General features: G+C 40.1%; 13 protein-coding genes. 2 read left to right on the top strand and 11 right to left on the bottom strand.

What is annotated here, in order from left to right:
* Positions 1-9 precede the first annotated feature (9 nt).
* The 7 genes from cdr to CS060_RS06730 form a co-directional block, all read right to left on the bottom strand.
* Positions 10-1,650: a CoA-disulfide reductase gene (gene cdr, locus CS060_RS06700; RefSeq protein WP_035046942.1), complete on the bottom strand. Its 1,641-nt coding sequence runs from the start codon at positions 1,648-1,650 to the stop codon at positions 10-12.
* A gap of 72 nt (positions 1,651-1,722) precedes the next feature.
* Positions 1,723-2,076: a rhodanese-like domain-containing protein gene (locus tag CS060_RS06705; protein WP_035046940.1), complete on the bottom strand. Its 354-nt coding sequence runs from the start codon at positions 2,074-2,076 to the stop codon at positions 1,723-1,725.
* A 66-nt stretch (positions 2,077-2,142) separates the two neighbouring features.
* A complete protein-coding gene (locus CS060_RS06710; RefSeq protein WP_099668803.1) occupies positions 2,143-3,294 on the bottom strand; it encodes a toxic anion resistance protein in 1,152 nt (383 codons plus the stop codon).
* Positions 3,278-3,937: a 5-bromo-4-chloroindolyl phosphate hydrolysis family protein gene (locus tag CS060_RS06715; RefSeq protein WP_099668804.1), complete on the bottom strand. Its 660-nt coding sequence runs from the start codon at positions 3,935-3,937 to the stop codon at positions 3,278-3,280. Before CS060_RS06715 ends, CS060_RS06710 begins: the two co-directional genes overlap by 17 nt.
* 137 nt (positions 3,938-4,074) lie before the next feature.
* The gene (locus tag CS060_RS06720; RefSeq protein WP_035046936.1) at positions 4,075-4,701 is read right to left on the bottom strand and encodes a PEGA domain-containing protein; all 627 of its coding nucleotides are present in this window, start codon (positions 4,699-4,701) and stop codon (positions 4,075-4,077) included.
* 99 nt (positions 4,702-4,800) lie between these two features.
* On the bottom strand, positions 4,801-5,361 hold the full coding sequence (locus CS060_RS06725; RefSeq protein ID WP_035046934.1) for a histidine phosphatase family protein: 561 nt from the start codon (positions 5,359-5,361) through the stop codon (positions 4,801-4,803).
* A complete protein-coding gene (locus CS060_RS06730; protein ID WP_035046932.1) occupies positions 5,358-6,599 on the bottom strand; it encodes an MDR family MFS transporter in 1,242 nt (413 codons plus the stop codon). The genes CS060_RS06725 and CS060_RS06730 overlap by 4 nt, the downstream gene beginning before the upstream one ends.
* Positions 6,600-6,726: 127 nt before the next feature.
* Between CS060_RS06730 and CS060_RS14320 the strand changes: the two genes are divergently transcribed.
* Positions 6,727-6,855: a hypothetical protein gene (locus CS060_RS14320; RefSeq protein WP_255350563.1), complete on the top strand. Its 129-nt coding sequence runs from the start codon at positions 6,727-6,729 to the stop codon at positions 6,853-6,855.
* Positions 6,856-6,864: 9 nt separating this feature from the next.
* Here CS060_RS14320 and CS060_RS06735 read toward each other — a convergent pair whose 3' ends face one another.
* From CS060_RS06735 to CS060_RS06750, 4 genes are read right to left on the bottom strand one after another with little or no spacing between them, the layout of a single operon-like run.
* Positions 6,865-7,734: a metal ABC transporter permease gene (locus CS060_RS06735; RefSeq protein WP_035046930.1), complete on the bottom strand. Its 870-nt coding sequence runs from the start codon at positions 7,732-7,734 to the stop codon at positions 6,865-6,867.
* A complete protein-coding gene (locus CS060_RS06740) occupies positions 7,731-8,630 on the bottom strand; it encodes a metal ABC transporter permease (RefSeq protein ID WP_099668805.1) in 900 nt (299 codons plus the stop codon). Before CS060_RS06740 ends, CS060_RS06735 begins: the two co-directional genes overlap by 4 nt.
* A 7-nt stretch (positions 8,631-8,637) precedes the next feature.
* Entirely contained in the window at positions 8,638-9,378 is a 741-nt protein-coding gene (locus CS060_RS06745; protein WP_035046925.1) for a metal ABC transporter ATP-binding protein, read from the bottom strand.
* Between the two features lie 2 nt (positions 9,379-9,380).
* Complete coding sequence (locus CS060_RS06750; protein ID WP_099668806.1) at positions 9,381-10,286, bottom strand: metal ABC transporter solute-binding protein, Zn/Mn family; 906 nt, start codon at positions 10,284-10,286, stop codon at positions 9,381-9,383.
* Between the two features lie 303 nt (positions 10,287-10,589).
* Between CS060_RS06750 and CS060_RS06755 the strand changes: the two genes are divergently transcribed.
* The gene (locus tag CS060_RS06755) at positions 10,590-11,903 is read left to right on the top strand and encodes an APC family permease (RefSeq protein WP_035046923.1); all 1,314 of its coding nucleotides are present in this window, start codon (positions 10,590-10,592) and stop codon (positions 11,901-11,903) included.
* Positions 11,904-11,935: the final 32 nt, after the last annotated feature.

Consider the following 11,935-nt stretch of genomic DNA (forward strand, 5'->3'; position numbering starts at 1 on the left):
CTACTCCTCCTACTTTACACTCGAGTACAATTTATAACCACCGTCTAAATTTTTTGCTTCAAATCCATGTTCTTTCAAAATGCGAGTGGCTAAATATCCGCGCAAACCGACTTGACATGTCACATAAATCGTTTGATCTTTCGGTAATTCGTGAAGGCGGTCGCGCAAATCATCAAGTGGAATGTTGATGCTTCCTGGAATCGCTCCCCTTGTTTCTAATTCTCTTGGCGTACGAACGTCAATGAGCAACCCGCCGTTAGCGACGATGTCATCGATTTCATACCATTGCACGGTTTCTACCATACCATCTAACACATTTGATGCTACATATCCAGCCATATTGACTGGATCTTTTGCTGATGAAAACGGTGGAGCATAGGCTAATTCTAAGTCTGGTAAATCATATACCGTTAATCCACCTTTTATCGCTGTTGCAATGACGTCAATACGTTTGTCCACACCATCTTGTCCGACTGCTTGCGCCCCATAAATGCGACCTTGACGATTAAAAATTAACTTTAACGTCATTTGTGTTGCGCCTGGATAATAGCTCGCATGGCTCATTGGATGAACATGAACAACCTCATAATCGATGCCGTGGTGTTTTAATATTTTTTCGTTCAATCCTGTGGCTGCTACAGTCATATGAAAAATTTTAGCGATTGACGTACCAAGCGTTCCGTTATACTTCACGTGACGACCGTTAATGTAGTCAGCAACAAGTCGACCTTGACGGTTTGCCGGCCATGCAAGTGGAACAAAAGTTTCAAATCCATGAATGAGGCTTTTTACTTCAATGGCATCACCGATCGCAAAAATGTTCGGGTCAGACGTTTGCAAATGTTCATTCACTTTAATGGCACCACGAAAACCAAGTTCTAGTCCTGCTTCTTTCGCCAGCTGGCTTTCCGGCTGAACACCAATGGCTAAAATAATCATATCTGTTTCAATCGTTCGCCCACTTTTTAACACGACGCGTCGACCTTCGTTTTCAAACGCTTGTACGCCATCTTCTAAAATCAAGTCAACGCCGTGCTCTTTCATATGTGTGTGCACAATTGCTGCCATCTCGTAATCAATCGGTGCCATCACTTGATTCGCCATTTCTACAAGCGTCACATGTACACCGCGCTCTGTTAAGTTTTCAGCCATTTCTACACCAATAAATCCCCCACCGATGACGACAGCACGTTTCGGTTTTTCGTTATCGACGAACGAGCGAATACGATCTGTATCCGGTACATTACGCAACGTAAAAAGCGCTTTTGCCTCATCAATCCCCGGAATTGGCGGTACGATCGGCTTAGCACCTGGCGACAAAATAAGAACATCATACGGTTGTTCATACAGTTCATTTGTTCGTAAATTTGTTACAGTGACCGTTTTCCGTTCACGATTAATGCTTGTGACTTCACTTAAATTGCGCACATCAATGCGAAATCGTTTGGACATGCCATCAACCGTCTGTACAAGTAGCTTGCTTCGCTGTTGAATCACATCCCCAATGTAGTACGGAAGCCCACAGTTTGCGAATGAAATATATTCACCTCGTTCAAACATAATAATTTCATCTTTTTCGCTTAACCGACGCAAACGTGCCGCAGCAGAAGCCCCTCCAGCTACACCGCCAACAATAACAATTTTTCTCATCATCTATCCCCTCCATATACAAGTACGTGTAACCGTATTATACCAAACAATCATTTCATAAAGTTTGAACAGTTAGTGACATTTTACCATCTTTAACGCATTTGTATGCTCATGTTCCTTTATATAATATCCTTGTACAGAAAAATGATAACGTCTAAGCAATCGAATGGCGACATTTTTCTCCAAATGGCTTTTTGCAATGACAATCACTTGACGATTCGGAATGGTTTGATAATAGCGTTTTAGGTACGCAACGGGAATGCGGAGAGCTCCCTTCATTTCGTCTGCCTCGTTGTAGTCACGCACGTCAAGCAACGTCACATGTTCATATGATGATAAAGACGTCAACTCTTTAACACCACGAACAGGTACATAGCGATAATATAAAGCATATAGCAAGGACATACCGATTACTATATAAGTCATGTTGTCTTACCTCCTTCACACATCATACCCTAACAGGTATATAAAATCAATAAAAAAGAGCTGATTTTATTCAGCCCTTTTTAGTGTCAGCAACCTCTGTTTTAATTGTTCTTCCATTTCGATCAGCTCTTGCTCTACTCGCTGACGCTTCATGCGACCTTCTTGTTGAATTTTTAACGTTTCTTCCAGTGTTTCTAACAAATTTTCTTGCGTCTTCTTTAACGTTTCGATGCTGACAAGCCCTTCTTCATTTTCTTTTGCCGCTTCAATTGTATTTACTTTTAACATCTCTGAGTTGCGCAACAGCAACTCATTCGTCGTTTTTGTTACCGCTTTTTGCGCTTCTACCGCTTTCTTCTGTCGAAGGAGCGTTAGTGCGATGACAAGTTGATTTTTCCAAAGCGGAATGGCTGTCAAAATGGACGATTGAATGCGCTCGACTAACGTTTGATTGACATGTTGAATGAGCCGAATTTGTGGTGCCGTTTGAATCGTAATTTGCCGACTTAATTTTAAATCATGAATGCGTTTTTCAAGTCGGTCAGCAAATTGAATCATATCATTTACTTCTTGCACATCCATTTGATTTTGTGACTGTAACGCTTTTTTCTCTAGTTCTGGAATCGTTTTTGTTCGCAGTTGTTCGAGCTTCAACTCAGCTGCAGCGATGTAAATGTTTAAGGCATCAAAGTATTCTTTATTTTTTTCATACAATGTTTCTAACATCATGATGTCACGAAATAACATTTGGCGATGTTTTTCAAGTTGATCAGCAATCCGATCAATGTCGACACCTAATTTTTGATATTTAGATAAAATATGTTGCACAGACTGTGTGACAGATTGAAACATGCGCGCGAAAAAACTTTTTTTGTTCATTGCAAAATCTTCAACGTTTACTTCTTTCATTTTTGTCATTAGCTCTTGAATGACTTCTCCAACAGGTCCAACATCTTTTTTCTGCACATGGTTTAAAATCGAATGTGAAAAGCGTGACAACTCCGCTTGTGCTGCTACGCCATATTGTAAAATAGCTTGATGGTTGCGCGGATCAATTTGTTCTGCAAGTGCGAACGCTTTTTGGCGATGTTCTTCTTTTAATTGGTCAATGAAACGCGAAGATGATGGCTTGTCCCTTACTTCTGTCACTTCACCAAATGGATTAGCAAGCAACGAATCGATCGAACTTGTCCAAAGCATTTCATCGTTTTTGCTCATGCTTTTTCTCCTCCGTTATTGTTACTGTATGTTTTATTGGTAAAGAAATGGGATCCTCTGATGCAATCGTATGTTTCACAAGTTTTACTTCCGTCTTTAAATCAAACAAATCTTCTTCAAGCATGTCCAACAGTTCGTTTTCTGCTTTCGTTAGCGCAAGACTAAGCGCTTCCTCTGCTTCATGAATCGCCTGACGAATCTCCCCACTTTTTACGGGGTGTTTTGTTAAATAAATGTATTTATCAATAATTGTAACAATAGAGTCTAACGTTGTGTTAAAAAACGGTTGTGCGACAGCAAGACGATCGGGTTGTTTTTCGACAATTTCAATTATTTTTTGACAGATGGAGTACAAACGGGAAAGTTTAGAAAACATCGCAACTGAACGAATTCTCCACAAACTTTGTCCTATTCTCCGAACCTTTTTTTTCGCATCTTTCAATCGCTCGTCCTTAAAATCGTATAATTGATCTTTCTTTTCTTTTTTCTTCATATAAAGTGAATACATCACCCCTATGCTTATACCAATCAAAAATGAAATAAAAAACGGCAAACGAAATGCAAGCAACGAAATGAGGGCACTAAATAATCCAACGTTCCATGATACAAACCATCGCCATATCGTTCGAATGAATCGTTTCATCGTTTTCCTCCAATCGTCTATGATCCTTTATTTTACTATGATTTTTTACTAAATGGAAACGCTGACTGTATTACGTACGAGCGAAAAAATATGTTTCAATTGTCCATAAAAAAGACGCAACGTATCGCTGCATCCTTTTAATTGAAATCAAGACGGATCATTCGAATGCGTTCACCGCCGAAAAGCGATATTGTTTCCGTTCGTTCGTGTTCATCAGTAACGATCTTCACTTCGTATAAGCCTGGGACATATGTCCCGACTTTCGTCAACGGCACATTCGTTTCTCCAACATAATCGTTGTTAACGAAAATGCGCGCCCCTTTCTCATTTGTTTGTACATAGACGTGATATAACGCGGGCTCAAATTTGTATGTTCCTTGCGACAATTTCATTAAAAAAATGGGTGGAGTTGACGTTAATCCTTTTATGTAAACTCGATCATCTTTTTGCCGCTCTAACTCTTTTCTTATATGGTCATAGCCTTCTGGGTGTTGGCGCAAATACACAAAAAGCGGTGAGAGCGACTTGTGATTTAATGGTTCATTAATAAATTGACGCAACGTATGTACATCTTCTTGACGCAATGCGATGATGAATTGCTCGATTACTTTTTGCTCATTCGTCTCTCGTTTCACCATTCCCCATGCCCCGACAACACACGCGCTTACAACGAATAATAAACATGCAAAAACAAATGGTCGTTTTCGTTTTCGTCGTTCGCTTCGTGTCATCGCTTCTTTTTGTAATCCCCCTTGTTCATTCACGCGTATTTCCCCTCTTTTTCTCATATTTACATCATCATATGTATGAAAAGAAAAGGGAAAATATGAGAAAAAGAAGGGGCTACACACCATATATGTACATCACGGTGTGCGCCTTGTCAACGACAACGTCACTGCTTCCCAATACGCCCATTTTTTCTTTTTTGCAAGCCAACCATATCGTCTCAGTTGCCGACTAACAAGCAAATGAAACCAACCATGTCCAATGACGACAACGGTTCCCGTTCGAGCATAGTGGACGAGCTGTTGTGCCGCTTTCATCGCTCGCTGCTTTGTTTTGGTATAAGGCTCCTCTCCATATCCACAAAACCATAACAAGCGCAACAAAATAAGCCACATCCATAGCGGATATACACCTTTCATCCACTTTGGCGGTTGAGGGAGTGGGGCTTCATTGAGCCATTTGTGCTCCTCAATTGGACTTAGTGGTTGCAATAAAGACGCTGAATGGCGAGCGCGAGCAAGCGAACTAACAAGGACGACAGATGCGCATTTTATTTTTTCTTTTGCTTCCGCGTACGATAGAGGCTCGTCATAAACGATTGCCCCATCGTATGCTTTTAACCAGTTGATTAATTGTTCTCTCGTCATCCATCCGCCTCTTTTACAAACAGGCTTTCCGTGCCGAATGAGAATAATCATGCTTGTTTTTCCTCCATCGATCGAAACATAATCGCATACAGCCATGCACTACATATAGCAAGTAACGTTAAGATAAAAAACGTCCAATGATACGCAAAAGGAAGCGTCAAAGCGAGTGGTGCCATCATGCGCCCAAGAGTAAATCGCAAACTCGCCGCCGCAAAATATTGTCCGCGCATATGTTCAGGTGCTAATTTAGCAACAAACGTTTGTTGTAAGCCGACTGTCATCAGTTCTGCTAGCGTAAATAAAGCAATTAAAAAGATCATCATCCATAACGATGTAGTTTGACCAAAAAGAAAAATGGCGATTCCGTAAAAAAGTGAAGAAAAGACAAACACCCATTTTTCTTTATAGTTTTCCATCCACTTCGTCACAGCTACCGTAAATAAAGCGACAAGCAATCCGTTTTCAGCAATCAAGACACTAAACGCTTTCTCTCCACTCAGCGAAAGCGACCATGAACCAACAGAAAATAATGTTTGTTTTGAAACAACTTCCTTTATGTAAACAGGAAGTAAAATGTCGAGTTGCATAAACGTTTGCGCCACAAGAATACCAGCAACAATGAATAAAAGAAATGTACGGTCTTTAGCGATGAGACGGTAATTGTTTAATTGCTCAACAAAAAACATATACCATGTTCCTGTTGTTTTTCTCCATATCGGTGCTGTTTCGTCTAAATAAATAAAAAGAACAGTCGCCACGATCGCACAAAACGTTCCTGCAATTAAAAATAAGAAGAAACGATATTCTGGATAAAATATTCCACCAAGTAATGGCCCGATGACAACCATGACGTTATTCATTGTGTAAAACACGGCAAACACGCGACTTTGATCTTTTTCCGAAACAACATCAGCGACCATCGCTTGACTAGCAGGCCAATAAAGCGAACCACATATGCCTACGAGGGCAAAACAAATAAAACTCATCAACGGCGATGAGAATAACGGTGAATTAAATAGAGCAAATAAGAAAAAAGCAAGCGCTTGTCCACATGCTGCAACTACCATCATTTTTTTTCTCCCGAATCGGTCAGCAAAATACCCACCAAGCAAATTGGCAATCACCGAAAATAATTGTGAAATAGCAAGTAATACGCCTGTTTTTTCTTTACCAAACATCTCTGAAAAATAAATAGCGATAAAAGGGAATATCATCCAAAACGTAACTCCAACGAATGATTCCCCAATTAGACGAATGCGTAAGTTTCGATCCCAATCTCGTATTCGCATTGTATCCCCCCTTTTTAAAACAACTATTTTGTTATTATACCATTTTCGTACAAACATTTCGCTAATAAAAAAAGATTGACAAAATGACAGAAAAATAAGAAAATAAATTCAAAAGGAAGTGAGCACTGTGAAAATAGTGAAAAATGTTATTGTTTCATATGCGACGGTTGTGACCATTATTGCATTACTTCCTGCTTTCTTGATTACAAACGATGTAAGTATTATCGATTCATTTCTTTCGGCAATAAAAGACTAAATCTCCTGCCTAGGCAGGAGATTTTTTTATCCATTTCCACAATAACCCACTTTTTGGGGCAATCCATAAAGACACAAAGAAGATGACACCGGTTGATACAGCAATTGCTCCAGAAATAGAGACGTTAAATGCCGTTGCACCCATGTAACCGATTGCCGATGCTAACACGCCAATCGTTGCGCTACATATAAGCATCACACTTAGCCGATCTGTCCATAAGTACGCTGTTGCACTCGGTACAATGAGCATCGCCACAACTAAAATGGCTCCAACACTATCAAATGAGGCAACAGTCGTTAACGACAACATTCCCATTAATACGTAGTGAATCAGCACGACCGGAATTCCAAGCGTAATTGCCATTTCACGATCAAATGAGCTAATTTTTAATTCTTTGTAAGCAAAAACAATAACAAATATATTGATTGCTAAAACAAATCCAAGCAACCAAATCGCTTTCGGCCCAATACTTTGTCCACAAACTTCCAGCACATCCCACGGCACGAATGCAATCTCACCCATTAGCGCATGTTCGACATCTAAATGGACACGATCTGCGAATAAGGAAATGAGGACAACTCCGATGGCAAACAAGCATGTAAACACAACACCGATGGCCGCGTCACTTTGTACCCCTTTTTGATGCAACAATTGGACGAGAAATGTCGTAAGCAATCCGACAAGCAAGGCGCCAATGAGCATAGACACCCCTTGCAGTTGATGACTGACCATATACGCCCCCACAATCCCTAGCAATACGCTATGGCTGATCGCATCAGATAGCATTGACATCTTTCGTAATACAAGAAATGTACCAACTAATCCACAGTTAATCCCGACAAGAGTTGCAGTAAGCAAAATCCAGATCGTATAACTCATAACTGCTCCCCTCGCTCATACATTAGTTGTTTCACGCGCAATTTTTTTCTTTCTACATGTCGACGAATGATTTTGCTGCATAAGCCACGTTTCGGGGCGAATAAAAACGAGAAAAGAAACAGCGCTGTCGCAAAAATAATAACAAGTGGACCGGTAGGCACATAAGTAATCAAACTCATATATGCCCCAGCGAGTCCTGACAAAGCACCGAATACGCCAGCTAACAATGTCATCCATTCAAGTTTTTCGGTCCAATATCGCGCAGCTAGCGCTGGCGTAATTAATAGTGCAGACATTAACACAACCCCCACCGCTTGTAAACCAATTACAACAACCGAAACGATTAAAAACATAAGCACACCGTTCAACAATGACACAGGTACACCGATGCCTTGCGCAAATGCTCGATCAAATGTAATGATTTTGAACTCTTTAAAAAAAACGAGGATTGTTATAATCATTGTTACAGCCGTTACGGTTAAAACGTTCACATCACTTCCAGTCAACGATGCTGCTTTTCCGAACAAAAAGTCATTGATCCCACTTTGATTCCCACCTTCATGCTGATTAATCCATGTCAATAGCACAATGCCTAAACCAAAAAATACAGACAATACAATGCCAATAGCAGCATCTTCTTTAATACGCGTATGCTTTACAATAAACTGAATACATACTGTTGCAATATAACCCGAACAAGCGGCACCAATTAAAAAGACAAGAAGCGATTTTTGTCCATATAAAAGAAAAGCGATACAAATACCAGGAAGCGCAGCGTGCGCCATCGCATCTCCTATTAAACTTTGTTTTTTTAGCAAGGCAAACGTTCCGACCATCCCGCTTGCTAATCCAAGCAAAACCATGCTTGTAAATACCCATTGAACATTGATGTCCATACGCGATTCACCCCACGATATGTGTGGAAGAAAGAAAAGTCACTTTTCCACCATACGTTTTTTGAATATGATCGTACGTAAATACACTTTCCGTCTCGCCAAATGCAACAACACGTTTATTTAACAATAAAACGTAATCAAAGTAATCTCGCACCGTTTGCAAATCATGATGAACGACTAATACTGTTTTTCCACGCATTTTTAATTCATTTAACAGTTGGACAATCGCTTTTTCTGTTGCGGCATCGACTCCAACAAACGGTTCATCCATAAAATAAACGGATGCATCTTGCGCAAGCGCACGCGCCAAAAATACACGCTGTTGCTGTCCGCCAGATAATTGGCTAATTTGTCTTTTCGCATATGGTAACATTCCGACTTTGTCTAAACATTGCATAGCAATATCCACATCTTCTTTTCGTGGTCGTTTCCACAATCCAATATGACCGTATCGCCCCATTAATACAACATCAAGGGCATTCGTCGGAAAGTCCCAATCGACAGAATTTCGTTGTGGAACATATCCGACAAGATGACGTTGCTTTTCATACGGCTTACCATATACGAAAACATTTCCATGCATACGTGGAATAAAATTTAACATCGCTTTCATTAACGTTGATTTTCCTGCACCGTTTGGACCGATAATTCCGACTAACTTCCCTTCTGGAACAGAAAATGATACATCTTCTAATACAAGTTGTCGATCATATGCAACTGTTACCTGTTCAACAACTAGCGGATTCATCGTCATTCCCCCTTCAATGCTTGTGCAATCGTTTTGACGTTGTAGCGATACATACCGATAAACGTCCCTTCTTCAGTTCCTTTTTTTCCAAGCGCATCTGAAAAGAGCTCCCCACCAATCGAAACATGATGTCCACGCTGTTTCGCTCCCTCGACAACTGCTTCGATCGCTTTTTTCGATACACTACTTTCAGCAAATACAGCTTGAATATTTCGATCAACAATAAAGTCAACAAGCTCTTGCACATCTTTTAGCCCGTATTCAGCATCTGTGCTTAGCCCTTGTAAACCAAGCACTTCAATATCATACGCGCGGCCAAAATAGTGAAAAGCATCGTGTGCTGTAATTAAGACGCGCTGTTTTTTCGGAATGGCGTTCATCTCTTTTTTCGCTTCTTCTTTTAATCGCATAAGTTGAGATTCATATGCTTCCGCTCGTTCTTCGTATATTTGTTTATGTTTCGGATCCGTTTCACTTAATTCGTCTCCTACCATCTGTACAGCGTAACTCCATAAATCAAGGTCAAACCATATATGCGGATCATATACTCCATCTATTTCAATTAACTTCTCTTTCGGAATCTCTTCACTTACTGTGACGACTTTTTTCGTTTTTGACATTTTCGCAAATATTTCTCCTAGTTTTCCTTCTAAATGAAGTCCATTGTAAAAAATGATGTCTGCTTGACTTAATTTTTGAATATCTCCTTGCGTTGCTTTGTACAAATGCGGATCTACCCCTGGCCCCATTAGCGCTTCCACGTGAACATATTCTCCCCCGACATGTTTAACAAGATCAGCAATTTGCCCTGTCGTTGCGACGACATAGATGACATCTTTTTTATTCTCTTTTGTTTCGCATCCAAATAACAATAGCAAAGCGGTCCATATGACAATCCACTTTTTCATATGCGTCCTCCTCCAAATTTGCACAAGGGTATAAAAGTTTCCTTAATACAAAAATTAGCGAAAAAAATTTGTTTGCTCGCCCATCATATGCATTAGCATAAAACGACATGATGTGTGGAACAAGCAAACAATAATGATTTGAGTTAAAAAAGTTTCTTTAAGCCAACTTTAGTTTTATCTTATTCTTTTCTTTTCACGATGTCAATATTTTAATTTTCAAAAAAAGAAATTTTTCTTCATCTCATGCTATAATAGCGATTGTTCGACTAAAAAAAAAACATTTGTCCTCTAGGGGTGAACAACATGTCAAACACACAATTAAAACGGAGCATTGGCTTTATTACAGCGACAGCTATCGTCATCGGTACAGTTATCGGTTCTGGAATTTTTATGAAACCCGGGATCGTCATTGGTGCAACAGGAAATTCAACACTTGCCCTGCTTGTATGGGTCATCGGAGGGATTATTACATTAGCAAGCGGTCTAACGATTGCAGAAGTAAGTGCAAAAATTCCCGAAACAGGTGGATTATATGTGTATATCGAAAAAGTGTATGGACGGTTTTGGGGATTTTTATGTGGATGGGTGCAAACAGTTATTTACGGTCCTGCCGTCATCGGTGCACTAGGTTTATATTTTGGTACACTATTTGTAGGTGTTTTTTCTCTCCCAAAAGAAAGTGAGCTTTGGATTGGAATCATTGCGGTCTTGTTTTTATCCGTTGTGAATATGCTCGGCTCACAATTTGGCGGAATCGTCCAAAGTGTGTTAACAGCTGCAAAATTATTGCCTATTTTTCTTATCATTATTTTTGGTGTAGCAAAAGGAAACGTGCCGATTTTCGGCATGGATAGCGGCTCCAGTCAAGCAATAAACTTGGGGGCAGCAGTTTTAGCAACATTATGGGCGTATGACGGATGGATGAACGTTGGATTTGTTGCTGGTGAAATGAAAAATCCGTCAAAAACGTTACCGAAAGCGATTATCACCGGTATTCTTATTGTCATGTTTGCCTATGTGGCTGTGAATGTTGCATTACTTCATGTACTTCGTGCTGATGCCATTGTCGCACTCGGTCCGAATGCAGCGAGCGAAGCTGCAACCATTTTATTTGGACCATTCGGTGGAAAATTCATTGCTATTGGTATTTTAATATCTATTTTCGGTTGTTTAAACGGAAAAGTGCTCACATTCCCTCGTATGCCATTGGCGATGGCAACAGATGGGTTATTTCCGTTTGCTCATTATTTTTCTCGTATTCATCCAAAGTGGCGCACACCTGTATTGGCAACGTTAATGCAAATTACCATTGCAATTGTCATGATGCTACTTGGTAATGCAGACCGCTTAACCGATATTGCTATTTTTAGTGTCTTTTTATTTTATGGCTTTGCTTTTTATGCTGTATTTTTATTGCCAAAATCATTACCATCTAACGAACAATTATATCGAGTGCCACTTTATCCGTTCACACCGATCGTTGCTATTGTTGGCGCAGCATATATTATTATGAGCACGGTACTCCATGCACCACTAGATACGTTTTTATCGATTGTTGTTACGATATCTGGCATTCCGATGTACTATCTCATCAATCGAGTAGGAGGAGGTGATTAACCTCCGTCCTCTCACACCACCGTACGTACGGT

It is taken from the genome of Anoxybacillus flavithermus (assembly GCF_002742685.1).
Classification (GTDB): Bacteria; Bacillota; Bacilli; order Bacillales; family Anoxybacillaceae; genus Anoxybacillus; species Anoxybacillus flavithermus_E.